The 25100-nt window shown below is 42.2% G+C and carries 25 protein-coding genes and 1 pseudogene; 25 read left to right on the forward strand and 1 reads right to left on the reverse strand.

Annotation, left to right across the window (positions count from 1 at the left end):
* Positions 1-268: 268 nt before the first annotated feature.
* The 10 genes from purM to purB all read left to right on the forward strand — a co-directional run bounded on the left by purM (position 269) and on the right by purB (position 8683).
* Positions 269-1291 (forward strand): phosphoribosylformylglycinamidine cyclo-ligase, encoded by a 1023-nt coding sequence (gene purM, locus RWP09_RS08590; RefSeq protein WP_314436638.1) that lies wholly within the window; start codon positions 269-271, stop codon positions 1289-1291.
* Complete coding sequence (purN, locus tag RWP09_RS08595) at positions 1288-1839, forward strand: phosphoribosylglycinamide formyltransferase (protein WP_314436640.1); 552 nt, start codon at positions 1288-1290, stop codon at positions 1837-1839. Before purM ends, purN begins: the two co-directional genes overlap by 4 nt.
* A 44-nt stretch (positions 1840-1883) precedes the next feature.
* Positions 1884-2348 carry a GNAT family N-acetyltransferase gene (locus tag RWP09_RS08600; RefSeq protein ID WP_060627286.1) on the forward strand — a complete coding sequence of 155 codons (465 nt, stop codon included), beginning with the start codon at positions 1884-1886 and terminating at the stop codon, positions 2346-2348.
* Between the two features lies 1 nt (position 2349).
* On the forward strand, positions 2350-3897 hold the full coding sequence (purH, locus tag RWP09_RS08605) for a bifunctional phosphoribosylaminoimidazolecarboxamide formyltransferase/IMP cyclohydrolase (protein WP_314436645.1): 1548 nt from the start codon (positions 2350-2352) through the stop codon (positions 3895-3897).
* A gap of 121 nt (positions 3898-4018) precedes the next feature.
* Positions 4019-5281 (forward strand): phosphoribosylamine--glycine ligase, encoded by a 1263-nt coding sequence (gene purD, locus RWP09_RS08610; RefSeq protein ID WP_314436648.1) that lies wholly within the window; start codon positions 4019-4021, stop codon positions 5279-5281.
* A gap of 93 nt (positions 5282-5374) precedes the next feature.
* Positions 5375-5491 (forward strand): phosphoribosylaminoimidazole carboxylase, encoded by a 117-nt coding sequence (locus tag RWP09_RS08615; protein ID WP_314436651.1) that lies wholly within the window; start codon positions 5375-5377, stop codon positions 5489-5491.
* Between the two features lie 29 nt (positions 5492-5520).
* Positions 5521-6009 carry a 5-(carboxyamino)imidazole ribonucleotide mutase gene (purE, locus tag RWP09_RS08620; protein WP_314436654.1) on the forward strand — a complete coding sequence of 163 codons (489 nt, stop codon included), beginning with the start codon at positions 5521-5523 and terminating at the stop codon, positions 6007-6009.
* Positions 5996-7087, forward strand: coding sequence for a 5-(carboxyamino)imidazole ribonucleotide synthase (purK, locus tag RWP09_RS08625; protein WP_314436657.1), 1092 nt, complete (start codon positions 5996-5998; stop codon positions 7085-7087). The genes purE and purK overlap by 14 nt, the downstream gene beginning before the upstream one ends.
* 9 nt (positions 7088-7096) lie before the next feature.
* The gene (locus RWP09_RS08630) at positions 7097-7324 is read left to right on the forward strand and encodes a phosphoribosylaminoimidazole carboxylase (protein WP_314436660.1); all 228 of its coding nucleotides are present in this window, start codon (positions 7097-7099) and stop codon (positions 7322-7324) included.
* A gap of 63 nt (positions 7325-7387) precedes the next feature.
* Positions 7388-8683 (forward strand): adenylosuccinate lyase, encoded by a 1296-nt coding sequence (gene purB / locus RWP09_RS08635; RefSeq protein WP_314436662.1) that lies wholly within the window; start codon positions 7388-7390, stop codon positions 8681-8683.
* Positions 8684-8893: 210 nt separating this feature from the next.
* Here the strand turns inward: purB and RWP09_RS08640 are convergent, their stop codons facing one another.
* Positions 8894-9610 (reverse strand): GntR family transcriptional regulator, encoded by a 717-nt coding sequence (locus RWP09_RS08640; RefSeq protein WP_314436665.1) that lies wholly within the window; start codon positions 9608-9610, stop codon positions 8894-8896.
* A gap of 318 nt (positions 9611-9928) precedes the next feature.
* Here RWP09_RS08640 and RWP09_RS08645 point away from each other — a divergent pair, with 318 nt between their 5' ends.
* From RWP09_RS08645 to RWP09_RS08715, 15 genes and pseudogenes are all read left to right on the forward strand, one after another.
* Positions 9929-11716 carry a beta-galactosidase gene (locus tag RWP09_RS08645; RefSeq protein ID WP_314436669.1) on the forward strand — a complete coding sequence of 596 codons (1788 nt, stop codon included), beginning with the start codon at positions 9929-9931 and terminating at the stop codon, positions 11714-11716.
* Positions 11713-12189 carry a PTS system mannose/fructose/N-acetylgalactosamine-transporter subunit IIB gene (locus tag RWP09_RS08650; protein ID WP_000156971.1) on the forward strand — a complete coding sequence of 159 codons (477 nt, stop codon included), beginning with the start codon at positions 11713-11715 and terminating at the stop codon, positions 12187-12189. Before RWP09_RS08645 ends, RWP09_RS08650 begins: the two co-directional genes overlap by 4 nt.
* Before the next feature lie 26 nt (positions 12190-12215).
* Entirely contained in the window at positions 12216-13121 is a 906-nt protein-coding gene (locus RWP09_RS08655) for a PTS mannose/fructose/sorbose/N-acetylgalactosamine transporter subunit IIC (RefSeq protein ID WP_033682893.1), read from the forward strand.
* Positions 13108-13932 carry a PTS system mannose/fructose/sorbose family transporter subunit IID gene (locus RWP09_RS08660; RefSeq protein WP_313970659.1) on the forward strand — a complete coding sequence of 275 codons (825 nt, stop codon included), beginning with the start codon at positions 13108-13110 and terminating at the stop codon, positions 13930-13932. The genes RWP09_RS08655 and RWP09_RS08660 overlap by 14 nt, the downstream gene beginning before the upstream one ends.
* A 5-nt stretch (positions 13933-13937) precedes the next feature.
* Positions 13938-14342 carry a PTS sugar transporter subunit IIA gene (locus RWP09_RS08665; protein WP_080977888.1) on the forward strand — a complete coding sequence of 135 codons (405 nt, stop codon included), beginning with the start codon at positions 13938-13940 and terminating at the stop codon, positions 14340-14342.
* Between the two features lie 192 nt (positions 14343-14534).
* Positions 14535-15701 carry an SIS domain-containing protein gene (locus RWP09_RS08670; protein WP_314436675.1) on the forward strand — a complete coding sequence of 389 codons (1167 nt, stop codon included), beginning with the start codon at positions 14535-14537 and terminating at the stop codon, positions 15699-15701.
* Between the two features lie 116 nt (positions 15702-15817).
* Positions 15818-16855 carry an aldose epimerase family protein gene (locus RWP09_RS08675; protein ID WP_314436678.1) on the forward strand — a complete coding sequence of 346 codons (1038 nt, stop codon included), beginning with the start codon at positions 15818-15820 and terminating at the stop codon, positions 16853-16855.
* Between the two features lie 143 nt (positions 16856-16998).
* Positions 16999-18195, forward strand: a complete 1197-nt coding sequence (locus tag RWP09_RS08680) for a CAP domain-containing protein (RefSeq protein ID WP_314436680.1) — start codon at positions 16999-17001, stop codon at positions 18193-18195.
* A gap of 191 nt (positions 18196-18386) precedes the next feature.
* A complete protein-coding gene (locus RWP09_RS08685) occupies positions 18387-19241 on the forward strand; it encodes a VOC family protein (RefSeq protein ID WP_314436684.1) in 855 nt (284 codons plus the stop codon).
* Positions 19242-19245: 4 nt separating this feature from the next.
* Positions 19246-19329 (forward strand): annotated as a pseudogene (locus tag RWP09_RS08690) (sugar O-acetyltransferase); the annotation flags it as partial.
* A gap of 387 nt (positions 19330-19716) precedes the next feature.
* Positions 19717-20967, forward strand: a complete 1251-nt coding sequence (locus RWP09_RS08695; protein WP_314436687.1) for a dicarboxylate/amino acid:cation symporter — start codon at positions 19717-19719, stop codon at positions 20965-20967.
* 14 nt (positions 20968-20981) lie between these two features.
* Positions 20982-21920, forward strand: coding sequence for an alpha-L-glutamate ligase (locus tag RWP09_RS08700; RefSeq protein ID WP_314436689.1), 939 nt, complete (start codon positions 20982-20984; stop codon positions 21918-21920).
* A 303-nt stretch (positions 21921-22223) separates the two neighbouring features.
* Complete coding sequence (locus RWP09_RS08705) at positions 22224-22988, forward strand: nucleoside phosphorylase (protein ID WP_314436692.1); 765 nt, start codon at positions 22224-22226, stop codon at positions 22986-22988.
* 33 nt (positions 22989-23021) lie between these two features.
* Complete coding sequence (locus tag RWP09_RS08710; RefSeq protein WP_313970668.1) at positions 23022-24401, forward strand: potassium transporter TrkG; 1380 nt, start codon at positions 23022-23024, stop codon at positions 24399-24401.
* 13 nt (positions 24402-24414) lie between these two features.
* Positions 24415-25080: a TrkA family potassium uptake protein gene (locus RWP09_RS08715; RefSeq protein ID WP_313970669.1), complete on the forward strand. Its 666-nt coding sequence runs from the start codon at positions 24415-24417 to the stop codon at positions 25078-25080.
* Positions 25081-25100: the final 20 nt, after the last annotated feature.

A 25100-nucleotide genomic window follows, 5' to 3' on the forward strand; every position in this document is an offset into this window, starting at 1 on the left:
TGCTTATGCTCCACGTCTCACCACTGACTAAAAGCTAAAGCATTTGTCAGTAGGCGCTTTGTCCTATAGGATCAAAGCTAGAGCCCTGACTAGTATTTTTATACTCTTCGAAAATCAAATTCAAACCACGTCAGCTTCACCTTGCCGTACTCAAGTACAGCCTGCGACTAGCTTCCTAGTTTGCTCTTTGATTTTCATTGAGTATTAGATAAAATAATTGTTTATCTAAAAATACGTCGCAATCTTCTCAAAGAAAAGGAAAAATAAAATGGCAAATAAAAATGCTTATGCCCAGTCTGGCGTGGATGTTGAAGCGGGTTATGAAGTTGTTGAACGAATCAAAAAGCACGTGGCTCGTACGGAGCGTGCAGGTGTCATGGGGGCTCTGGGTGGCTTTGGTGGCATGTTTGACCTTTCAAAGACTGGGGTTAAAGAACCCGTCTTGATTTCAGGGACTGACGGTGTCGGAACTAAGCTCATGCTGGCTATCAAGTACGACAAGCACGATACCATCGGTCAGGACTGTGTGGCCATGTGTGTCAATGATATCATCGCTGCAGGTGCGGAGCCCCTCTATTTCCTTGACTATGTAGCGACAGGGAAGAATGAACCAGCTAAGCTAGAGCAAGTCGTTGCTGGTGTGGCAGAAGGTTGTGTGCAGGCAGGCGCTGCTCTCATTGGTGGGGAAACGGCTGAAATGCCTGGCATGTACGGCGAAGATGACTATGACTTGGCTGGTTTTGCAGTTGGTGTGGCTGAAAAATCTCAAATCATTGACGGTTCAAAAGTATCAGAGGGAGATGTTCTTCTCGGACTTGCTTCAAGTGGGATTCATTCCAATGGTTACTCTCTCGTCCGTCGTGTCTTTGCGGATTACACAGGTGAGGAAGTCTTGCCAGAATTGGAAGGAAAGAAACTCAAGGAAGTCCTTCTTGAGCCGACTCGTATCTATGTCAAGGCTGTCTTACCACTCATCAAGGAAGAGTTGGTCAACGGCATTGCCCACATCACAGGTGGTGGCTTTATCGAGAATGTCCCTCGTATGTTTGCAGCTGATTTGGCAGCTGAGATTGAGGAAAGCAAGGTACCAGTTTTACCAATCTTCAAAGCCCTTGAAAAATACGGTCAGATCAAACACGAAGAAATGTTTGAAATCTTCAATATGGGTGTGGGGCTCATGTTGGCAGTTAGCCCTGAAAATGTAGGTCGCGTCAAGGAATTGTTGGATGAACCAGTCTATGAAATTGGTCGCATCGTCAAGAAAGAAAACGAAAGTGTCACCATCAAATGAAAAAAATAGCGGTTTTTGCCTCTGGTAATGGCTCAAATTTTCAGGTGATAGCGGACCAATTTCCAGTAGAGTTTGTCTTTTCAGACCATCGTGACGCCTATGTGCTCGAACGTGCAGACAAGCTCGGCATTCTGTCCTATGCTTTTGAACTCAAGGAGTTTGAGAGCAAGGCAGACTACGAAGCGGCCCTTGTCGAACTCTTGGAAGAACACCAGATTGACTTGGTTTGTCTAGCAGGCTACATGAAAATCGTTGGGCCAACCTTATTGGCGGCTTATGAAGGTCGAATCATCAATATCCATCCAGCTTACTTGCCAGAATTTCCAGGAGCTCATGGGATTGAAGATGCTTGGAATGCTGGCGTGGATCAGTCTGGTGTTACCATTCACTGGGTGGATTCAGGGGTGGATACAGGCAAGGTTATCAAACAAGTGCGTGTACCGCGACTAGCTAATGATACCATTGACAGTTTTGAAACTCGGATTCATGAAGCGGAGTATCAGCTCTATCCAGAAGTTCTAGAGAGTTTAGGGATGGGGAGAAGATAAGAAGTAAATCAAGTTTTGATTGCGCAATCTTGCTAGGAGAAAAAATGATTGAACTGAAATTAGTAGATGAGAGCAGTTTTCAGGCAGTGCTGGATTTGAAAATATCTGAAGCTGATGAACGAGCACGTTTCGTGGCTCCAAATGTACGATCTTTAGCTGATGCATGGCTCTATCGGAAAAACGAAGATGTGTTTCCGATGGCAATCTATTGGGATAAGCAAGTGGTTGGCTTTCTCCTGCTGGAAATAGATAAGGATGAAGCGGAATACTTTATCTGGCGGATAATGATTGGCCAACAGTACCAAGGAAGAGGTTATGGACGAAAAGCTGTGGAAGTTCTGATCAAAAAGGCTCAGATGGATAGCACTTGCAATCATATTATCGCAGATTATGTGGTTGGAAATGAAAAAATGAAGCACCTGTTGACTAGTTTGGGTTTTCAGGAAACAGGATTTATAGAAGAAAATAACGAAGTCGCTATGCGCTTGGACCTAAAGAAAGAGGAATAGAATGACGAAAAAAGCTTTAATCAGCGTCTCAGATAAAGCGGGCATTGTTGAATTTGCCCAAGAACTAAAAAAACTTGGTTGGGATGTTATCTCGACAGGTGGGACCAAGGTTGCCCTTGATAATGCTGGGGTAGATACCATTGCGATTGATGATGTGACCGGTTTTCCAGAAATGATGGACGGTCGTGTCAAGACCCTTCATCCAAATATCCACGGGGGACTCCTAGCTCGTCGTGATTTGGATAGTCACCTGGAAGCGGCCAAAGACAATCAAATCGAGCTCATTGACCTTGTAGTGGTCAATCTTTACCCATTTAAGGAAACCATCCTCAAACCAGACGTGACGTACGCGGATGCAGTGGAGAACATCGATATCGGTGGGCCATCCATGCTTCGTTCAGCAGCGAAGAACCACGCCAGCGTGACAGTTGTGGTAGACCCTGCTGACTATACAGTAGTTTTGGACGAGTTGTCAGCCAATGGTGAAACGACTTACGAAACGCGTCAACGTTTAGCGGCCAAAGTTTTCCGTCACACAGCGGCTTATGATGCCTTGATTGCGGAGTATTTTACTGCTCAAGTCGGAGAAAGCAAGCCTGAAAAGCTGACTTTGACTTATGACCTCAAGCAAGCCATGCGTTACGGTGAGAACCCTCAACAAGACGCGGACTTCTACCAAAAAGCCTTGCCGACTGATTACTCCATTGCTTCAGCCAAACAGCTTAACGGGAAAGAATTGTCATTCAATAATATCCGTGACGCTGATGCGGCTATTCGTATCATCCGTGATTTTAAAGACCGTCCAACCGTTGTGGCTCTTAAACACATGAACCCATGTGGAATCGGTCAGGCTGATGACATCGAGACTGCTTGGGACTACGCTTATGAGTCTGACCCAGTGTCTATCTTTGGTGGTATCGTTGTTCTTAACCGTGAGGTGGATGCTGCGACAGCTGAGAAGATGCATGGTGTTTTCCTCGAAATCATCATTGCACCAAGCTATACGGATGAGGCGCTAGCTATTTTGACCAATAAAAAGAAAAACTTGCGTATCCTTGCCTTGCCATTTGACGCTCAAGAAGCGAGTGAAGCGGAAGCAGAATACACAGGTGTGGTTGGCGGGCTCCTTGTTCAAAATCAAGATGTGATCAAGGAAAGCCCAGCTGACTGGCAAGTGGTGACCAAACGTCAGCCAACTGAGACAGAAGCGACAGCTCTTGAGTTTGCTTGGAAAGCTATTAAATACGTCAAATCAAACGGTATCATCGTGACCAATGATCATATGACGCTGGGTGTTGGACCAGGTCAAACCAACCGTGTGGCTTCTGTTCGTATTGCCATCGACCAAGCTAAAGACCGTCTTGACGGCGCTGTGCTTGCTTCGGATGCCTTCTTCCCATTTGCGGATAACGTGGAAGAAATCGCCAAAGCAGGTATCAAGTCTATCATCCAGCCAGGTGGATCCGTCCGTGACCAAGAATCCATCGAAGCTGCTGACAAATATGGCTTGACTATGGTCTTCACAGGTGTGAGACATTTTAGACATTAAGAACGCTAAAGGGAAGAAAACAGTTTCTTTCCCTTTTTTGATTAAAAGGCATAACAAAACAAGATTAAAACGAACGTTTATGATATAATATTAGTAAATAATTCGCAAAAGAGGTTGAGAGATGAAGCTGTTAGTTGTCGGTTCTGGTGGTCGTGAACATGCGATTGCTAAGAAGTTGCTTGAGTCAAAAGACGTTAAAAAAGTATTTGTAGCTCCTGGGAATGATGGGATGACTCTTGATGGTTTGGAATTGGTAAATATCTCTATTTCCGAACATTCTAAATTGGTTGAGTTTGCAAAAGACAACGATATCGCTTGGTCCTTTATTGGTCCAGATGACGCCCTTGCGGCTGGGATTGTGGATGATTTTAACAAAGCTGGGCTCAAGGCTTTTGGTCCGACAAGATTGGCAGCGGAGTTGGAGTGGTCCAAGGATTTTGCCAAGGAAGTCATGGTCAAATATGGCGTTCCGACAGCAGCCTATGGCACATTCTCAGATTTCGAGGAAGCCAAGGCCTACATAGAAGAAAAAGGCGCTCCAATCGTGGTCAAGGCGGATGGTTTGGCTCTTGGAAAAGGTGTCGTCGTTGCGGAGACGGTTGAGCAAGCAGTCGAAGCAGCTCACGAGATGCTTTTGGACAATAAATTTGGTGACTCAGGTGCGCGTGTGGTTATTGAGGAATTCCTTGAGGGAGAGGAATTTTCACTTTTTGCCTTTGTCAATGGGGACAAGTTCTACATCATGCCAACGGCTCAGGACCACAAACGTGCTTATAATGGCGATAAGGGGCCTAACACGGGGGGTATGGGTGCCTATGCGCCAGTTCCTCACTTGCCAGAGAGCGTGGTTGCCACAGCGGTTGACACCATTGTCAAGCCAGTCCTTGAAGGGATGATTAAAGAAGGTCGCCCTTATCTGGGTGTCCTTTACGCAGGGCTTATCTTGACATCTGATGGACCTAAAGTTATCGAGTTTAATGCTCGCTTCGGAGATCCAGAAACTCAGATTATCTTGCCTCGTCTGACCTCTGATTTTGCCCAAAATATCACAGATATTCTGGATGGCAAGGAGCCAAACATCACATGGACGGACAATGGTGTGACTCTGGGTGTGGTTGTCGCATCCAATGGTTATCCGCTAGACTATGAAAAAGGTGTCAAGTTGCCAGCCAAGACAGAAGGCGACATTATCACCTATTATGCAGGGGCTAAGTTTGCGGAAAATAGCAGTGCACTGCTGTCAAATGGCGGACGTGTTTATATGCTTGTCACTACTGCAGATACCGTCGAAGACGGACAAAACATTATTTACAGTGAACTCGCCCAACAAAACACAGAAGGCCTCTTTTACCGAACAGATATCGGAAGTAAGGCGATTCGATAAAGATATAAGAAAAAGCGACGCAGTCGCCAAGTACGATAATGGTCGCATAACTTGCGAGCGTTAGCGAGCTAATATAGAACAATCACCGCCGTTGTGAAAAAACGATTGAATGACAATCCAATCGTTCAGGGAAGTTGGAAGACCTTGGGCTTCCAATCTAGGCATGAGACACCTTTGGTGGCTGCTGCCGTCCCTCACAACCTAAGTTGATTGTTGAAAAAGAGGAAAAAGGAGAAGATATGAAACCAATTATTTCCATCATCATGGGCTCAAAATCTGATTGGGCAACTATGCAAAAAACAGCAGAAGTCCTAGACCACTTTGGTGTAGCCTATGAAAAGAAGGTTGTCTCTGCTCACCGCACGCCAGACATTATGTTCAAGCATGCAGAAGAAGCCCGTAGCCGTGGTATTAAGGTCATTATCGCAGGTGCTGGAGGCGCAGCCCACTTGCCAGGAATGGTAGCTGCCAAAACAACCCTTCCAGTCATCGGCGTGCCAGTCAAATCTCAGGCCCTTAGTGGCGTAGATTCACTCTATTCCATCGTTCAGATGCCAGGTGGAGTACCAGTCGCAACTATGGCTATTGGTGAAGCAGGTGCGACCAACGCTGCCCTCTTCGCTCTCCGTCTCCTCTCAGTAGCGGATCAGGCTATCGCGACAGCATTGGCAGATTTCGCAGAAGAACAAGGAAAAATCGCAGAGGAGTCAACAAATGAGCTCATCTAAAACAATCGGAATTATCGGTGGCGGTCAGCTGGGGCAGATGATGGCCATTTCTGCTATCTACATGGGGCATAAGGTCATAGCGCTAGATCCTGCTGCGGATTGCCCTGCCTCTCGCGTGGCGGAAATCATCGTGGCGCCTTATAATGACGTGGATGCTCTGCGCCAGTTGGCTGAGCGTTGCGATGTCCTCACCTATGAGTTTGAAAATGTCGATGCTGACGGTTTGGATCTCGTTATCAAGGATGGACAACTCCCTCAAGGGACCGACCTGCTCCGCATTTCTCAAAACAGGATTTTTGAAAAGGACTTTCTTTCAAACAAGGCCCAAGTGACAGTTGCAACCTATAAGGTTGTGACTTCTAGCCAAGACTTGGCAGATATTGACTTGTCAAAAAACTATGTCCTCAAGACTGCGACTGGTGGCTACGATGGGCATGGGCAAAAGGTCATTCGCTCAGAAGCAGATTTGGAAGAAGCCTATGTCCTAGCTGACTCAGCAGACTGCGTTTTGGAAGAATTTGTTAATTTTGACCTTGAAATTTCTGTCATCGTATCAGGAAATGGCAAGGACGTGACGGTTTTCCCAGTTCAGGAAAATATCCACCGCAACAATATCCTGTCTAAGACCATTGTACCAGCTCGCATTTCAGAAAGTCTAGCAGCCAAAGCTAAAGCTATGGCAGTGCGAATCGCTGAACAGTTGAACCTGTCTGGAACCCTTTGTGTGGAAATGTTTGCGACAGCTGACGACATCATTGTCAACGAGATTGCTCCACGTCCACACAACTCGGGCCACTACTCTATCGAAGCCTGCGACTTCTCTCAGTTTGATACCCATATCTTGGGCGTTTTCGGAGCACCATTGCCAGTCATCAAACTCCATGCGCCTGCTGTCATGCTCAATGTTCTCGGTCAGCATGTCGAGGCTGCTGAAAAATATATCACAGAAAATCCAAGCGCCCACCTCCATATGTATGGTAAAATAGAAGCGAAACACAACCGCAAGATGGGACATGTGACTTTGTTTAGTGATGAACCAGATAGTGTGGATGAGTTTGGGAAAGGGATAGATTTTTAGGACAAGTCTATGATACAAATTATCGTTAATGCATTTGTTGAAAAGGAGAAGACTGGAGCAGTCGTGGAAGTCTTGTATGCTAGTGCTGATCAAGATAAGGTACAAGCTAAATATAAAGAACTAACTGTACAATACCCTGAAAACTATTTAGCTATCTATGATTTACCGCTGGATACGGATTTGAATACACTAAATAATTATCCGTCTGTGTTTATTGGGAAAGAGGAGTTTGAGTAGAAATCTTGCTTTACCTAGATAGTTTATTCCCAACAGCTTAAGAAGAAAGGAAAAATTAACAATATGATCGACCGTTACTCTCGCCCTGAGATGGCGAATATTTGGAGTGAAGAAAATAAATACCGTGCTTGGCTTGAGGTGGAAATCTTGGCTGACGAGGCATGGGCTGAGTTGGGAGAAATCCCTAAGGAAGATGTGGCTTTGATTCGCGAAAAGGCGGACTTTGACATCGACCGTATTTTGGAAATTGAGCAGGAGACTCGCCATGACGTGGTGGCTTTCACGCGTGCGGTTTCTGAGACACTTGGTGAAGAACGCAAGTGGGTTCACTATGGATTGACTTCTACCGACGTGGTGGATACGGCCTACGGTTACCTCTACAAGCAAGCCAACGATATCATCCGTCGTGACCTTGAAAACTTCACCAACATCATCGCTGATAAGGCTAAGGAGCACAAGTTTACCATCATGATGGGTCGTACCCACGGTGTGCATGCTGAACCTACAACTTTTGGTCTTAAATTGGCAACTTGGTACAGTGAAATGAAGCGTAATATCGAGCGTTTCGAGCATGCGGCTGCTGGTGTGGAAGCTGGTAAAATTTCTGGTGCGGTTGGGAACTTTGCTAACATCCCACCATTCGTTGAGCAATACGTCTGCGACAAATTGGGTATCCGTGCTCAAGAAATCTCTACACAGGTGCTTCCTCGTGACCTTCACGCTGAGTACTTTGCAGTTCTTGCTAGTATCGCAACTTCCATCGAGCGTATGGCAACAGAAATTCGTGGTCTGCAAAAATCAGAACAACGCGAAGTGGAAGAATTCTTTGCCAAAGGTCAAAAAGGGTCTTCAGCAATGCCTCACAAACGCAACCCAATCGGTTCTGAGAACATGACGGGTCTTGCGCGTGTTATCCGTGGTCACATGCTTACAGCCTATGAAAACGTGGCTCTCTGGCACGAACGTGACATTTCACACTCATCAGCTGAGCGTATTATCACACCAGATACAACCATTTTGATTGACTACATGCTCAACCGTTTCGGAAATATCGTTAAGAACTTGACAGTCTTCCCAGAAAACATGATCCGCAACATGCACTCAACTTTCGGTCTTATCTTTAGCCAACGTGCCATGTTGACCTTGATTGAAAAAGGGATGACACGTGAACAGGCTTATGACTTGGTGCAACCAAAAACAGCCTACTCGTGGGATAACCAAGTGGACTTTAAACCGCTTCTTGAGGCAGATCCAGAGGTGACATCACGCCTCACACAAGAAGAAATTGACGAAATCTTCAACCCTCTTTATTACACTAAACGAGTGGATGATATCTTTGACCGTCTTGGATTAAGATAATTAGAATAAAAATCGAAGTTCTATTACTCTATTTACTGGAGTAGAAGAACTTCGATTTTTATTTTGTCTTAAAGTACTTTTAATAAAAAATTACAATATTTTAGTAAAATTTAAACAAATTTAGTCTATCTTAATTGACATATAGAAAATATACTTTTAGCTTCATATAATAAGCATAGAAAAAGCCCAAGCAAGGCTTAGGCTTTCTTCTCAGTGATCACGGTCACATGAAATGAATTTGATTTTGTAGTAATCTGCTCGTTTATATGTTTCGCTGTATGCGAGAACTTGACCAGTAGACTCTAGTTTAGTCGTCTTGGTTTGTAAAACGGTTGGGAATTGTTCATCGACTCCGAAGACCGAAGCCGCATGTTCTGGAGTTGGAAATGCTATTTCATTGATTTCTTCAAAATGTTCATCATTCATGTGAATGTGGTAATCCAATTTGAAACGGTTATAGATAGAGCTATAATATTCAAGATTTGGATAATTTGCGTTGATGTATTGTTCTGGAATGTAAGATGTGTGGTAGATGTATACGACGCCATTCGTTTCGCGTATACGTTCAATCTTGTAGTAGAACTGGTCACCACGTAGTCCAAGTTTTTCTAAGTAGTTTAATTTGTTTCCGCGCTCAATAGAAAGGACGGTAACTTTATCATCTTTAGTTTCAAAAACTTCTACATCTGAAAACTCTACGAGTTTATGTTTGCGTGCACGTGAAACGAATGTACCCTTTCCTTGTTGACGGACAATATAGCCATCCTTGGCAAGGTCGTTTAAGGCGCGGACAACTGTGATAGAACTTACATCATACATTGCAATCAATTCAGCTTCAGTGTAGAATTTATCTCCACTGGCAAATTGACCAGAAATGATTTTGTTCTTTAACTCATCTTTAATATATTGATACTTTGGAATTGCCATGTTTTCACCTCGATTTTCCTTTTCCACTAAAGATTTTACCATAAAATTGAAAAGAATAGTAGAGTTTTGAATAAAAAAATTAGAATAATAGGGTATAAGGTTAATTTATATCGAAATTAATAGAAAAACATACATTTTTATGCATGGTTTTTAAAGGATGCTATTGTTATAAATTAGCGACTTTTATAAGTTTTTTGTGTAAAAGTTAGTTAAAAATGAAAAAAATTGTGAAAGTCTATTGACAAATTCAAAATATTGAGATATATTTACTATATCAACAAATGAAAGCGTGAACTTTAATTGTCAGAAGGTAGTAATATGACACGATTTGAGATTAGGGACGATTTCTATTTAGATGGGAAACCGTTCAAGATTTTGTCCGGCGCCATTCATTATTTTAGAATTCCTCCAGAAGATTGGTATCATTCACTCTACAACTTGAAAGCCCTTGGTTTTAATACGGTAGAGACTTATGTAGCTTGGAATTTACATGAGCCTCGTGAAGGTGAGTTTAACTTTGAAGGAGCTCAGGATTTGGAGAGATTTCTTCAGATAGCACAAGATTTGGGTCTCTATGCTATCGTTCGTCCGTCTCCCTTTATTTGTGCGGAATGGGAATTCGGTGGTTTACCGGCTTGGCTCTTAACCAAAGATATGAGAATCCGCTCATCTGACCCAGCCTATATTGAAGCTGTGGGCCGCTATTATGACCAACTCTTGTCACGATTGGTTCCACATTTATTGGACAATGGTGGCAATATCCTCATGATGCAGGTTGAAAATGAGTATGGTTCTTACGGAGAGGATAAGGTTTATCTGAGAGCGATTCGACAGTTGATGGAAGAGCGTGGCGTAACCTGTCCCCTCTTTACGTCAGATGGTCCTTGGAGAGCAACTCTGAAAGCTGGAACTTTAATCGAAGATGACCTCTTTGTAACAGGAAACTTTGGTTCTAAGGCACCTTACAACTTTTCACAGATGCAGGAATTCTTTGATGAACATGGTAAGAAATGGCCACTCATGTGTATGGAGTTCTGGGATGGCTGGTTCAATCGTTGGAAAGAACCGATTATCACACGGGATCCAAAAGAATTGGCAGATGCAGTTCGAGAGGTTTTGGAACAAGGCTCTATCAATCTCTACATGTTCCACGGTGGTACAAACTTTGGCTTCATGAATGGTTGCTCAGCTCGAGGAACCTTGGACTTGCCACAAGTTACATCTTATGATTACGATGCCCTTCTGGATGAAGAAGGAAATCCAACTGCCAAATATCTGGCAGTCAAGAAGATGATGGCGACGCATTTCCCAGAGTATCCGCAGTTGGAACCGCTCTATAAGGAAAGTATGAAAGTAAATGCTATTCCACTAGCTGAAAAAGTTTCCTTGTTTGAAACCTTGGATAGCTTATCTAGTCCTGTAGAAAGTCTCTATCCTCAAAAGATGGAGGAGCTAGGACAAAGTTATGGATACCTACTTTATCGAACAGAAACAAACTGGGATGCAGAAGAAGAAAGACTTCGTATCATCGATGGACGTGACCGTGCTCAACTCTTTGTAGATGGTCAACGAATTGCAACTCAATATCAGACGGAGATTGGAGAAGATATCTATTGTCAAGGTAATCGAAAAGGTTCTTCACAACTTGACATCTTGATAGAAAATATGGGGCGTGTCAACTATGGTCACAAGTTCTTAGCTGATACGCAGCGTAAAGGAATCCGAACAGGTGTCTGCAAGGATTTACACTTCTTACTTAATTGGAAACAATATCCACTACCACTGGATAATCCTAAGAAAATTGATTTTTCAAAAGGATGGACAGAAGGACAGCCAGCCTTTTACGCTTATGACTTTACAGTCGAGGAGCCGAAAGATACTTACCTAGACTTATCTGAGTTTGGTAAGGGAGTTGCTTTTGTCAATGGGCAGAATCTAGGACGTTTTTGGAACGTCGGCCCAACTCTCTCGCTTTATATTCCTCATAGCTATCTCAAGGAAGGTGCTAACCGCATCATCATCTTTGAAACAGAAGGTGAATATAAAGAAGAGATTCATTTAACTCGTAAACCTACACTAAAACATATAAAGGGGGAAAACTTATGACAATTGTAGGATGCCGTATCGATGGACGTTTGATCCACGGACAAGTAGCCAATCTTTGGGCTGGAAAACTAAATGTTTCACGTATTATGGTTGTAGATGACGAAGTTGTCAACAATGACGTTGAAAAGAGTGGTTTGAAACTTGCGACACCACCAGGTGTGAAATTGAGTATTTTGCCAATTGAAAAAGCGGCAGCCAATATTCTTGCTGGTAAATACGATAGCCAACGTCTCTTTATCGTGGCTCGTAAACCAGACCGCTTCCTTGGTTTGGTAGAAGCAGGTGTACCACTTGAAACCCTTAATGTTGGGAACATGTCTCAAACACCAGAAACTCGTGCCATCACACGTTCTATCAACGTAGTGGACAAGGATGTGGAGGATTTCCACAAATTGGCAGAAAAAGGTGTTAAACTTACTGCTCAAATGGTTCCAAATGATCCAGTTTCAGACTTTTTGAGCTTATTAAAATAGGAAAAAATTTTTAGGAGGTCATTGTTATGATACAATGGTGGCAAATTTTACTTCTCACTTTGTACTCAGCTTATCAAATCTGTGATGAGTTGACGATCGTTTCATCTGCAGGTTCCCCTGTATTTGCTGGTTTCATTACTGGTTTAATCATGGGAGATGTGACTACTGGTCTGCTTATCGGTGGTAACTTGCAACTGTTCGTTCTTGGGGTTGGTACCTTCGGTGGTGCTTCTCGTATCGACGCAACTTCTGGTGCGGTTCTTGCGACAGCCTTCTCTGTTTCACAAGGAATTGACACAGCACTTGCGATTACAACAATCGCTGTGCCAGTAGCAGCTCTCTTGACTTACTTCGACGTTCTTGGTCGTATGACTACTACTTTCTTTGCTCACCGTGTGGATGCTGCAATTGAACGCTTTGACTACAAAGGTATTGAACGCAACTACCTACTTGGTGCGATTCCTTGGGCTCTATCTCGTGCCCTTCCAGTCTTCTTCGCCCTTGCCTTTGGTGGTGCCTTTGTACAATCAGTTGTAGACTTCGTTAAAGAATACCAATGGGTTGCAGATGGTTTGACACTTGCAGGACGTATGCTTCCAGGTCTTGGATTTGCAATCTTGCTTCGTTACCTTCCAGTTAAACGTAACCTTCACTACCTTGCTATGGGATTCGGTTTGACAGCTATGTTGACTGTTCTTTACTCATACGTAACAGGTCTTGGTGGCGCTGTTGCTGGTATCGTAGGTACTCTACCTAAAGATGTGGCTGAAAAAATTGGTTTCGTGAACAACTTTAAAGGTTTGTCTATGATTGGTATCTCTATCGTAGGTATCTTCCTTGCAGTGCTTCACTTCAAAAATAGCCAAAAAGTAGCTGTGGTAGCACCTTCTACACCATCAGAAAGTGGGGAAATCGAAGATGACGAATTCTAATTACAAACTAACAAAAGAAGATTTTAATCAAATCAATAAACGTAGCTTGTTTACTTTCCAATTGGGTTGGAACTACGAACGTATGCAAGCTTCTGGTTACCTATACATGATCTTGCCTCAATTGCGTAAAATGTATGGGGATGGAACTCCTGAATTGAAAGAAATGATGAAAGTTCATACTCAATTCTTCAATACTTCACCATTCTTCCACACCATTATCGCTGGTTTTGACCTTGCCATGGAAGAAAAAGATGGTGTGGGTTCAAAAGATGCCGTTAACGGTATCAAGACAGGTTTGATGGGACCATTCGCTCCTCTTGGAGATACAATCTTTGGTTCACTTGTACCTGCTATCATGGGATCTATCGCAGCAACTATGGCTATCGCTGGCCAACCTTGGGGTATCTTCCTTTGGATCGCAGTTGCAGTTGCTTATGACATCTTCCGTTGGAAACAGTTGGAATTTGCCTACAAAGAAGGGGTTAACCTTATCAACAACATGCAAAGTACTTTGACAGCTTTGATTGACGCTGCATCTGTACTTGGTGTCTTCATGATGGGTGCTCTTGTAGCAACAATGATCAACTTTGAAATTTCTTATAAATTGCCAATCGGTGAAAAGATGATTGACTTCCAAGACATCTTGAACCAAATCTTCCCACGTTTGCTTCCAGCAATCTTTACTGCCTTTATCTTCTGGTTGCTTGGTAAGAAAGGTATGAACTCTACTAAAGCTATCGGTATTATTATCGTACTTGCTTTGGTTCTTTCTGCCCTTGGTCACTTTGCACTTGGAATGGGAGCTAAATAAGCTTTATGGTGAAATCATTAATTTTGGTGAGTCATGGTCGCTTCTGTGAAGAACTTAAAGGTAGCACTGAAATGATCATGGGTCCACAAGACAATATTCATGCAGTGGCTCTTCTTCCAGAAGATGGCCCAGAAGACTTTACTGCAAAATTTGAAGCTGCTATTGAAGGATTGGATGATTTCCTAGTCTTTGCGGATCTTCTCGGTGGAACACCATGTAACGTGGTAAGCCGTTTGATTATGGAAGGTCGTGATATTGACCTTTACGCAGGGATGAATCTTCCAATGGTGATTGAATTTATCAATGCGAGCCTTACAGGCGCAGATGCGGACTATAAGAGCCGTGCTGCAGAAAGCATTGTGAAAGTTAATGACCTGTTAGCGGGCTTCGATGATGACGAAGATGAATAATACTCTTCGAAAATCTCTTCAAACTACGTCAACGTCGCCTTGCCGTACTCAAGTACAGCCTGCGGCTAGTTTCCTAGTTTGCTCTTTGATTTTCATTGAGTATACGATGTGATAACGTGAAAATCGTTAGAGAATATACATGGGAATGGGGCTTACTCCCATTCCCATATTTAATAGAAAAAGAGGAACTCAATGTTACATTATACAAAAGAAGACTTGATCGAATTGGGTGCAGAAATCACTACACGTGAAATCTACCAACAACCAGATGTATGGAAAGAAGCTTTTGAAGCTTATCAAGTAAAACGTGAAGAAATTGCAGCCTTTCTACAAGGGATTGCTGATAAACATGACTATATCAAGGTTATCTTGACAGGTGCTGGGACTTCTGCTTATGTGGGAGATACCTTGGCACCTTACTTTAAGGAAGTCTATGACGAACGCAAATGGAATTTCAATGCTATTGCAACAACAGATATCGTTGCCAATCCAGAAACTTATTTGAAAAAAGATGTGGCGACTGTCCTTGTATCTTTTGCTCGTAGTGGGAACTCGCCTGAAAGTGTGGCGACTGTTGATTTGGCCAAGGCCTTGGTGGATGAGCTTTATCAAGTGACGATTACTTGTGCAGCAGATGGTAAATTGGCTCTTCAAGCTCATGGAGATGACCGCAATCTTTTGCTTTTGCAACCAGCTGCTTCTAATGATGCTGGCTTTGCCATGACTTCTAGCTTTACGTCTATGATGTTAACAGCTCTCTTGGTCTTTGATCCTACAGAATTTGCTGTTAAAGCTGAACGTTTTGAAGTTGTATCTAGTCTTGCCCGTAAAATTCTAGACAAGGCAGAAGATGTCAAAGAGCTTGTTGATTTAGACTTTAATCGTGTCATCTATCTAGGCGCTGGTCCTTTCTTTGGACTTGCTCATGAAGCTCAGCTCAAGATTTTGGAACTGACTGCTGGTCAAGTTGCGACTATGTATGAAAGCCCAGTCGGCTTCCGTCACGGTCCAAAATCTCTTATCAACGAAGATACAGTTGTTTTGGTCTTTGGTACAACGACAGATTACACTCGTAAGTACGACTTGGACTTGGTTCGTGAAGTTGCTGGTGACCAGATTGCTCGTCGTGTTGTGCTTTTGAGTGATCAAGCCTTTGGTCTTGAAAATGTCAAAGAAGTGGCCCTTGGTTGTGGCGGTGTCTTGAATGATATTTACCGTGTCTTCCCTTATATCGTTTATGCCCAACTCTTTGCCCTATTGACTTCACTTAAAGTAGAAAATAAACCTGATACACCGTCTCCTACAGGTACAGTAAACCGTGTGGTACAAGGTGTTATCATCCACGAATATCAAAAGTGATACGGCGTTTATAGATTCTTGATAAAGGAGTTTGTAAATCATACAAGTAAACCATAGATTGTCAGTAGGCTTTCTATGGTTTGTTTGCTTGAGAGAAATAGAAAAAGGAGAACAGAATGAAAGCATACACAGAGCGTGTGTTTGGAAATGTTGAGGGACAAGATGTCTTGGCCTATCAATTTGAGACAGACGGTGGCTACCAACTTGAAGTTATGACTTATGGTGCGACCATCTTGCGCTATGTCGCACCTGACAAGGCTGGAAATTTTGCCAATGTTATTTTGGGCTTTGATGACTTTGATAGCTATGTAGGCAATAGTCCTAAGCATGGTGCAAGTGTGGGTCCTGTGGCAGGTCGTATCGCAGGTGCGAGTTTTGAATTAAATGGTAAGACCTATGATCTTGAGGTCAACAATGCTAGCAACTGTAACCACAGTGGTTCAACTGGTTGGGATTCGAGCTTGTTTGAATTGGTTGAAGTGAGCGACCATGGCTTGACCCTCTACACAGAGCGTACAGATGGGACAGGAGGATTTCCTGGCAATCTCAAGATTTGGATCAGTTACCACTTAGAAGAAACTGGTGCCTACGAAATCAGCTACAAGGTGACGACCGATCAGGATACGCTGGTCAATCCAACCAACCACAGCTATTTCAACTTGTCTGGTGATTTCACAAAGACGATTGACCGTCATGTTTTCCAACTAAACACAGAGGGTATTTACCCAATCGCTCCAGACGGTGTTCCTGCCAAAACTCCAGATGCAAATCGTGATGTTGTCAAACACATCTACAATGGTGCCTTGTTGAAGGACATCTTTGCAGAAGAAGATGAACAAATCCAACTGGTATCTGGTTTGGATCATCCATTTGCCCTTCCTGCAGGTCATGATAATGCTGGATTCCTTTATGACCAAAACTCAGGTCGTTTCCTGCTCTTCAAGACAGAGGCTCCTTGCCTTGTGGTCTACACAGCAAACTTTGTGGATGAAAGTGTCATCATAGGAGGTCAGCCAATGCTACAGCACAATGGGATTGCTCTTGAAGCGCAGGTTTTACCAGATGCCATTCACAGTGACCTTAAAGACCAAGTCATTCTTAAAGCCGGTCAAACCTTCACTAGTAAGACACGTTATGAGCTTGTTGTTAAGTAAAGGATGAAGTTTATACTTTTCGGGGGGAATATCATTTGCCTCATGACATTAGTAGAAACGGACAAATAATAGGAAAATATGATATAATTGTGCGTTGAGAAGTATTTATCAAGATACGATTCAAAAGATATAAGGAGTAAACAATGAAGAAAATTGTATTTGCTAGTGCCTTGGCTTTGACCTTGGCAGGGGCAGTTTTGACAACTGATGTTTTTGCTAATGACAGATTGGTGGCAACACAATCTGCTGATGGTAGAAATGAAAATGTTTTGAGTTCAGAAGTGTTAAATCCTTCTAGTGGCAACGTTTTAGTTGGGATTAAGGGAGAATTTTTAACCCCAGATAAACAAGCTATTTTGGATGCGATTAATAAGATTCGTAAGGAAGCAGCTGATGAAGGTTTGGTAGATAAGTATGTCCCTATCAAATGGTCTACTGATCTTGAGAAAACTGCTTTTGTACGCGCTACTGAGGTGTCAGTAACTCTGAAACCTGAGCGTCTTTCTACGAAAGAAATCTGGACTGCTTTTCCATCTAGTAATAGTATAAGAGGAGAAGCATTAGATGTGAACTATGAAGGTTTTCTAAAAGCAATTGAAAACTGGCATGCTGAGAAGGCGAATTATGTAGCGAAAAAGAAGGGTGGAACATCTAAAGAATTTACAGGTTATTATGAGGTTTTGATCAATTCTAAATTCACCTATGTGGGACTTGCAGCATTTAGAAATTCAGCTAGTTCTCAGAAAGTGGCAACGATTTCTATAGCTTTAGGTGATGATGCTTCTTCAGAGGAATTAGCTGGTGGATATGGTTCTGCTATTCAGTATACAGAAGTGACTGAATCAAACCTTTCAACAGTTAAAAGTAAAGCTACGGTTGTAGAAAAACCGCTGAAAGACTTTAGAACATCTACATCTAGTCAGTCTGGTTGGGTGAAGTCTAATGGGAAATGGTATTTTTATGAGTCTGGTGATGTGAAGACAGGCTGGGTAAAAACAGGTGGTAAATGGTACTACTTGAATGATTTAGGTGTCATGCAGACTGGATTTGTAGAAGTTGATGGAGCATGGTATTTCCTTGATAGTTCTGGCGCGATGTTTACAGGCTGGGGAACAGATGGTAGTAGATGGTTCTACTTTGATGGTTCAGGAGCTATGAAGACAGGCTGGTACCAGGAAAATGGTACTTGGTATTATCTTGATCAATCAGGTATCATGAAGACAGGTTGGTTTAAAGTTGGTCAATACTGGTACTATGCATATGGTTCAGGAGCTTTGGCTGTGAACACAACAACACCAGATGGTTATAATGTAAATGGCAATGGTGAATGGGTAAACTAGGCTGAAAATAGCAAGTCATAGGTACAGTATTTATCTTACTTACCAAAAAGAATGAATAATAAGAAAGAGGTTGATGGCGAACATTGACCTCTTTTGGTTAGAACATAGGCTTCAAGTTGTCTGACTTGACTTTCTTGATGGAAATTATATAATAGTTGTAATAATATATATTACAACAAAGGAGACATCCTATGACCTATGAATATAAGAGCCACATTTATTTAGCAGAGGCAGTTTTAAATGTAAAGGACTTGGTCAGCCAAACAGTCTTTTATCAGCAAATTATTGGTTTAGAAATCCTATCTCAAACGGAGACAGAGACCGTTTTAGGAATTGATGGAAAAGCCTTGGTACAGCTGATTCAAGCGCAAGAGAGCGGTGAAGTAAGGGGACATTATGGTCTTTACCATCTGGCTATTCTCTTGCCGACACGCAAGGTTTTGGCGGATGTCTTAAAACACCTGACAGATTTACAGATTCCTCTTGTCGGCGGTGCAGACCACGGTTACAGTGAGGCCCTTTATTTGGAGGATTTGGAGGGAAATGGCATTGAACTCTATCGAGATAAGCCGGTTTCCACATGGGATATTCGAGAAGACGGTCGTATTATAGGGGTCACTGAGACTCTTGCGGCACAGGATATCTATGAGTTGGGGGAAAGAGTAGAGCCCTTTACTTTAGCAGAGGGTACGAGAATGGGGCATATCCATTTGTCCGTCAAGGATAGTCGAAAGTCCAGCCAGTTTTATCAAAAGGTGTTAGGGTTAGAGGATAAATTCAGTGTACCTAGTGCTAGTTGGATTGCAGCTGGGGATTACCATCATCATTTAGCAGTCAATGAATGGGGAGGAAAAGGCCTGGCTCCGCGTAAGCAAGGCTTGCCAGGTTTGGCCTACTATGTCATCGAAGTTGCTCGTAAAGAAGAACTGTTAACGATTGCCCAGCGAGCACAAGAAGTTGATGCACCAATCAAATGGCTGACATCGAGCCGGTTGGAAATCACAGACCCAGACGGAATTGTGACCCGTATTCGTTTAGCAAGATAGACAGGCTGTAATCACCAAGTCCTTTGGCGACAACGTTGTCCTAGCTGGCAATCCTGAGCGTGTGATTAAGGAGATACCTGTTAAATAGAAGTAGAAGAGGCTGGGAAAAACTCAATTTCAGGAAAAATGAAGTAAATCTTTCACCAATAAAACGCATAATATCAAGGCTGTTCATTCATTACCTGATATTATGCGTTTTTCTGATTTCAAAGACGTTTTACTCAGCCTCTTTTTGTAGGTTTGATACTTGAAGTCACTCTTCTTTATCATTATGGAATTGCTCCATATAGTTGAGTGGTTTAGATGGTGGTGTTTGTCTAACATAAAAAATTCATAATGGATAGCGAAATAGATATGACAACACTTTGAGATATTATCATAAATCTTTTTTATGGTCACAATAGAAAATATATATTAGTCAAGCTAGAAGATTCGTAGTAGAATAATTAGCAAATAAAAGCAAAGGGGTTATTTTATGAAATTAGTTAATTTATGGTCAAAACTTTCACTCGGTTTGCAATTATTGCTAGCTTTGATTTTAGGTGTTATTTTTGCAGTAATCTGGCCACAATTTGCAAATTTTTATCAATTTCTAGGACAAGCGTTTATTAAATTGGTGAACATGGTCATTATTCCACTGATATTTCCAATTATAGTAGTTGCAGTGGCTAGTGTTATTGGAAAAAAATCGTTTGGTAAAATTTTAACGAAGACCTTACTCTACTTTTTTGCTGTTACAACTGTGATTACTTTGTTATTTGTATTTTCTAGTTATTATTTGGGATTTGGACAAGGTGTGAATATTGGTCAAACTGGTGGTAATATCGATGGGATAGCTAATAATGTCCAATTGAGTGAGTTTTTACTTGGTTTTATTCCTTCAAATATTGTGAAGTCAATTTCAGAAGGATCTCTTCTTCCAATTATTGTTTTTGCTATTTTTCTTGGTTATGGAATTGGTAGCTTGAAGAGTGATAAAACCAAAAAAATTCTTGAAGGTTTCCAGATCTGGATTGAAGCTATTTATAAAATTGTAACTGTTATTGTAAAATTATCTCCTATCGGAATCTTTGGCTTTATTGCAAAAGATGTCGCTAGTACAGGAATTGATAAGTTAGTTGGACTTGGTCAATTTGTTATCGGAACTTATTTGGCTTATGGAGTTCTCATTTTAGTTATTTTCCCTCTGATTGCCTCTATTTTTAAAGTTCCATATTTGACTGCTTTTCGTGAAAATTGGAGCCTCTTGACTCTAGCATTTATTTCAGGTAGTTCGAGTGTTGTGTTGCCGTCCTTATTGAAGGATTTAAAGAAACAGGGACATGATGAGAATACGATTGATTTGGTGGTTCCTTTAGGATATACCTTTAATCTAGAAGGAGCAGCTGTCTATTTTTCAGTAGCTACTATTTTTATCGCACATGCCTACGGTATCCAATTTTCATTATCAAGCCTCTTCTTTACAGTTTTACTTTTGACCTTGATTGGGAAAACTGCAGCTACTGTTCCATCAGGAGCTATCGTAGTTTTGTTGGCAGCAGCACCCCAGCTTGGATTGCCAGTAGAAGGAGTAGCCTTGATTTTTGCAGTTGATTTCTTTGTGAATGCTGGTCGTACAATGATCAATGTTTTGGGTCAAATTTTAACGGTCAGTGTCATTGAAAAAACAGAAGGTTATAGTTTAGAGGAAGACAAGCAACATCAATTGTCAGTTAATTTTTCTTAAAGGAGATAGGAGTTATGAGTAACGCAAAAGTTTATGTGATTCATGAAAATATTGAATGGACACAGCATTTAGTAAAATGGTTAGAAAAAATACAAGTACCTTATGAATTATGGGATTTATCGAGTGGGATATTAGATCTTCAAAGCCCACCTCCACAAGGAATTTTTTATAATAGGATGTCCGCATCTTCTCATACGAGAGGGCATCGCTATGCACCAGAGTTTACGGAACAGGTGCTTACATGGCTAGAGGCTCATGGACGTAAAGTAGTTAATGGAACTGGAGCCATTAACCTAGAAATCAGTAAGGTGAAACAATATTTGAAATTAAATGAATCTGGTATTGAAACTCCAGCAACAGTTGCTGTTTTGGGACCGGAAAATATTATTGAAGCAGCAAGAAAATTGAATATCTATCCTTTGATTACCAAGCATAATAGAGCAGGAAAAGGATTAGGAGTGCAACTTTTCCAAAATGAAGAAGAACTAGAAGCTTATGTTAATAGTTCTGCTTTTGAACCTTCAGTAGATGGTATTACCTTGTTGCAGGCTTATATTAAACCAAGTGATGGTCGTATCCGTCGTTCAGAGTTTATCAATCAGAAGTTCCTTTATACTGTTTCAATTGATTCTTCAGATGGTTTCCAACTTTGTCCAGCAGATGGTTGTCAAATCAGTAAGAGACCAGAACAACTGGAAACTTCTGAAAAATTCCAAATTACAGATCCTCTACCAGAATCTCAAAAAGAAGCTTATGAAGACTTCCTTAAAAATGCTCATATTGATGTGGCAGCTATAGAATGGGTTCAATCAGAAAGCGGAGATATTTATGTGTATGATGTAAATACCAATACAAACTATAATCCTACAGCGGAACAGAATGCTGACATCTTTGCTCATCAACATCTGGCTGAATATTTAAAGAGGGAGTTAGAAACTCTTTATAGTGAATGATCATCTTGGAAGTTGATCTTTTAAAAATTTGATAATAACTTCTAGATAGAGTAAGACATAAATACTTTTCTTTCAAGGTAACAGTTATCAGCAACACCTACTAATATATAACGCCCCCTCTGCAGATTTTAATTACAGAGGGGTTACGTTTGTGATGTTTACTCTAATTCCTTATGATTTATGAAATCACTTAGTGTTGAGAATTCCAAGAATACTGATATTTTTTCTCCTCAGTTCCTCAACTTCCTCCTTGACACTTGGTCAGCTTTTGATACAATAGTACAAAATCAGAGGAGATGGCTTATGATTCAGAAACATGCGATTCCCATTTTAGAGTTTGATAACAATCCTCAGGCGGTCATCATGCCCAATCACGAGGGTTTAGACTTAAAGTTACCAAAGAAGTGCATCTATGCATTTTTGGAAGAGGAGATTGACCGCTATGCGAGGGAAGTAGGGGCGGATTGTGTCGGCGAATTCGTTTCTGCTACCAAGACCTATCCAGTCTATGTCGTGAACTACAAGGGTGAGGAAATTTGTCTGGCTCAGGCTCCTGTGGGTTCCGCTCCAGCGGCCCAGTTTATGGATTGGTTGATTGGTTACGGTGTGGAGCAGATTATTTCAACCGGAACCTGTGGTGTGCTGGCTGATATAGAGGAAAATGCCTTTCTAGTCCCTGTGCGCGCTCTGCGAGATGAAGGAGCTAGTTATCACTATGTGGCACCTTCTCGTTATATGGAAATTCAGGCAGAGGCTATTGCTGCTATTGAGCGAGTGTTGGAAGCCAGAGGGATTTCCTATGAAGAAGTCATGACCTGGACGACAGACGGTTTTTACCGAGAAACGGCTGAAAAGGTGGCTTATCGTAAGGAAGAGGGCTGTGCTGTTGTGGAGATGGAGTGTTCTGCACTTGCGGCAGTAGCCCAGCTGCGTGGGGTTCTCTGGGGAGAATTGTTGTTCATAGCTGATTCCTTAGCAGACTTGGACCAGTACGATAGTCGTGACTGGGGTTCAGAAGCTTTCGAGAAGGCCTTGGAACTCTGCCTTGAGATAACTTCTCAGATATAGATACTCTTCTTCTTTTTATGGTACAATGGATGTATGTTATTCAAATTATTTGTGAAAAAAATTGAAAGGGTCTTGGGTGGACTTTCACCAGCTCGTCGCATTTTTTTAAGTTTCGCTGGAGTTATTGTTATAGGTTCTCTCCTTTTGAGTTTGCCTTTTGTTCAGGCGAGTGGTTCGCAGGCTACTTATTTTGACCATCTTTTTACGACGGTGTCCATGGTCTGTGTGACTGGCCTTTTTACGCAACCGGTAGCTACTACCTATAATGTCTGGGGGCAGTTGATTTGTATGCTCTTGATACAGATTGGTGGTCTGGGGCTCATGACTTTTATCGGGGTCTTTTATATTCAGGGGAAGCAAAAGCTCAGTCTTCGCAGTCGTGAAACTATTCAGGAAAGCTTTAGTTACGGGGAGACTCGGTCGCTGAAGGCCTTTATGCGGTCCATCTTTTTGACGACTTTTCTGGTGGAGGGCTTGGGTGCCTTCCTGCTAAGTTTTCGTTTTATTCCTGAGTTCGGCTGGGGACGAGGCATTTTCACCTCTATCTTTTTAGCCATTTCAGCCTTTTGTAATGCTGGTTTTGATAATTTCGGCAGTAGCAGTTTAGTGGCTTTTCAGACGGATCCCTTGATCAATCTGGTTATTGCTGGCTTGATTATCACAGGTGGTCTTGGCTTTATGGTTTGGTTTGACTTGGCAACCCAGTTTGACAAGAAGAAAAAACGCCGTCTGCGTTTCCACACCAAGCTAGTCCTCTTCTTGACTGTAGGGATTTTGCTGTTTGGGACAGTATCTACACTCTTTACGGAATGGCACAATCCAGGAACCATTGGCAATCTCAGCGTTCCAGAGAAAGTGCTGGTTAGTTTTTTCCAAACTGTCAGCATGAGAACAGCTGGTTTTGCTTCTATTGATTACACCCAAGCTCGGCCTGTGACCTTGTTTATCTATATCTTACAGATGTTTCTCGGTGGGGCGCCTGGCGGGACGGCTGGGGGGCTCAAGATTACAACTTTCTTTGTCTTGTTGGTCTTTGCGCGTAGTGAGTTGCTGGGCTTGCCTCATGCCAATGTTGCGCAGAGAACTATTGAGGCTCGAACAGTCCAAAAATCCTTTAGTGTCTTCATTATCTTTTTGATGACCTTCTTGTTGGGCTTGATGTTGTTAGGAATTACGGCAGAAGGAACACCGCGATTTATTTACCTCATGTTTGAGACCATTTCAGCCCTTGCGACAGTTGGGGTCACGGCAAATCTGACGCCAGAATTGGGCAAGCTAGCTCTTAGCATCGTCATGGTGCTCATGTTTATTGGCCGTATCGGTCCTTTGACCTTGTTGGTTAGTCTAGCAGATTACCAGCCTGATAAGAAAGATTTGATTCAGTATATGAAAGCAGATATTAGTATTGGATAAGAAAGGAAGAACGATGTCAGATCGTACGATTGGAATTTTAGGTTTGGGGATTTTCGGGAGTAGTGTCCTTGCGGCCCTCGCCAAGCAAGATATGAATATCATTGCTATTGATGACCACGCAGAGCACATCAATCAATTTGAGCCAGTTTTGGCGCGTGGAGTTGTTGGAGATATCACAGATGAGGAACTTCTCAGAACTGCTGGAATTGATACCTGTGATACGGTTGTAGTGGCAACAGGGGAAAATCTAGAGTCGAGTGTGCTTGCAGTCATGCATTGTAAGAGTTTGGGGGTACCACGGGTTATTGCTAAGGTCAAAAGCCAGACAGCCAAGAAGGTACTAGAAAAAATCGGTGCCGACTCGGTGATTTCACCTGAGTATGAAATGGGGCAGTCTCTAGCGCAGACCATTCTCTTTCATAACAATGTTGATGTCTTTCAGCTGGATAAAAATGTGTCTATTGTGGAGATGAAGATTCCTAGTGTTTGGGCAGGTCAAAGTCTGAGCCAGCTAGATTTACGTGGCAAATATAACCTCAATGTCCTAGGATTTCGTGAACAAGAAAATTCACCCTTGGATGTCCAGTTTGGCCCCAATGACCTCTTGAAGGTGGATGCCTATATCTTGGCGGTAATAAATAACCAGTATCTAGATGACTTGGCAGAATTAAATTCGTAAAAAAAATTAATATAAGTATT

The sequence above is a fragment of the uncultured Streptococcus sp. genome (assembly GCF_963521255.1).
Classification (GTDB): domain Bacteria; phylum Bacillota; class Bacilli; order Lactobacillales; family Streptococcaceae; genus Streptococcus.

What these genes read in the sequence shown, in the direction of transcription:
- purM (WP_314436638.1), top strand. Translation starts at nt 269, where the DNA reads ATGGCAAATAAAAATGCTTATGCCCAGTCTGGCGTGGATGTTGAAGCG.
- purN (WP_314436640.1), top strand. Translation starts at nt 1,288, where the DNA reads ATGAAAAAAATAGCGGTTTTTGCCTCTGGTAATGGCTCAAATTTTCAG.
- RWP09_RS08600 (WP_060627286.1), top strand. Translation starts at nt 1,884, where the DNA reads ATGATTGAACTGAAATTAGTAGATGAGAGCAGTTTTCAGGCAGTGCTG.
- purH (WP_314436645.1), top strand. Translation starts at nt 2,350, where the DNA reads ATGACGAAAAAAGCTTTAATCAGCGTCTCAGATAAAGCGGGCATTGTT.
- purD (WP_314436648.1), top strand. Translation starts at nt 4,019, where the DNA reads ATGAAGCTGTTAGTTGTCGGTTCTGGTGGTCGTGAACATGCGATTGCT.
- purE (WP_314436654.1), top strand. Translation starts at nt 5,521, where the DNA reads ATGAAACCAATTATTTCCATCATCATGGGCTCAAAATCTGATTGGGCA.
- purK (WP_314436657.1), top strand. Translation starts at nt 5,996, where the DNA reads ATGAGCTCATCTAAAACAATCGGAATTATCGGTGGCGGTCAGCTGGGG.
- RWP09_RS08630 (WP_314436660.1), top strand. Translation starts at nt 7,097, where the DNA reads ATGATACAAATTATCGTTAATGCATTTGTTGAAAAGGAGAAGACTGGA.
- purB (WP_314436662.1), top strand. Translation starts at nt 7,388, where the DNA reads ATGATCGACCGTTACTCTCGCCCTGAGATGGCGAATATTTGGAGTGAA.
- RWP09_RS08640 (WP_314436665.1), bottom strand. Translation starts at nt 9,610, where the DNA reads ATGGCAATTCCAAAGTATCAATATATTAAAGATGAGTTAAAGAACAAA.
- RWP09_RS08645 (WP_314436669.1), top strand. Translation starts at nt 9,929, where the DNA reads ATGACACGATTTGAGATTAGGGACGATTTCTATTTAGATGGGAAACCG.
- RWP09_RS08650 (WP_000156971.1), top strand. Translation starts at nt 11,713, where the DNA reads ATGACAATTGTAGGATGCCGTATCGATGGACGTTTGATCCACGGACAA.
- RWP09_RS08655 (WP_033682893.1), top strand. Translation starts at nt 12,216, where the DNA reads ATGATACAATGGTGGCAAATTTTACTTCTCACTTTGTACTCAGCTTAT.
- RWP09_RS08660 (WP_313970659.1), top strand. Translation starts at nt 13,108, where the DNA reads ATGACGAATTCTAATTACAAACTAACAAAAGAAGATTTTAATCAAATC.
- RWP09_RS08665 (WP_080977888.1), top strand. Translation starts at nt 13,938, where the DNA reads ATGGTGAAATCATTAATTTTGGTGAGTCATGGTCGCTTCTGTGAAGAA.
- RWP09_RS08670 (WP_314436675.1), top strand. Translation starts at nt 14,535, where the DNA reads ATGTTACATTATACAAAAGAAGACTTGATCGAATTGGGTGCAGAAATC.
- RWP09_RS08675 (WP_314436678.1), top strand. Translation starts at nt 15,818, where the DNA reads ATGAAAGCATACACAGAGCGTGTGTTTGGAAATGTTGAGGGACAAGAT.
- RWP09_RS08680 (WP_314436680.1), top strand. Translation starts at nt 16,999, where the DNA reads ATGAAGAAAATTGTATTTGCTAGTGCCTTGGCTTTGACCTTGGCAGGG.
- RWP09_RS08685 (WP_314436684.1), top strand. Translation starts at nt 18,387, where the DNA reads ATGACCTATGAATATAAGAGCCACATTTATTTAGCAGAGGCAGTTTTA.
- RWP09_RS08695 (WP_314436687.1), top strand. Translation starts at nt 19,717, where the DNA reads ATGAAATTAGTTAATTTATGGTCAAAACTTTCACTCGGTTTGCAATTA.
- RWP09_RS08700 (WP_314436689.1), top strand. Translation starts at nt 20,982, where the DNA reads ATGAGTAACGCAAAAGTTTATGTGATTCATGAAAATATTGAATGGACA.
- RWP09_RS08705 (WP_314436692.1), top strand. Translation starts at nt 22,224, where the DNA reads ATGATTCAGAAACATGCGATTCCCATTTTAGAGTTTGATAACAATCCT.
- RWP09_RS08710 (WP_313970668.1), top strand. Translation starts at nt 23,022, where the DNA reads ATGTTATTCAAATTATTTGTGAAAAAAATTGAAAGGGTCTTGGGTGGA.
- RWP09_RS08715 (WP_313970669.1), top strand. Translation starts at nt 24,415, where the DNA reads ATGTCAGATCGTACGATTGGAATTTTAGGTTTGGGGATTTTCGGGAGT.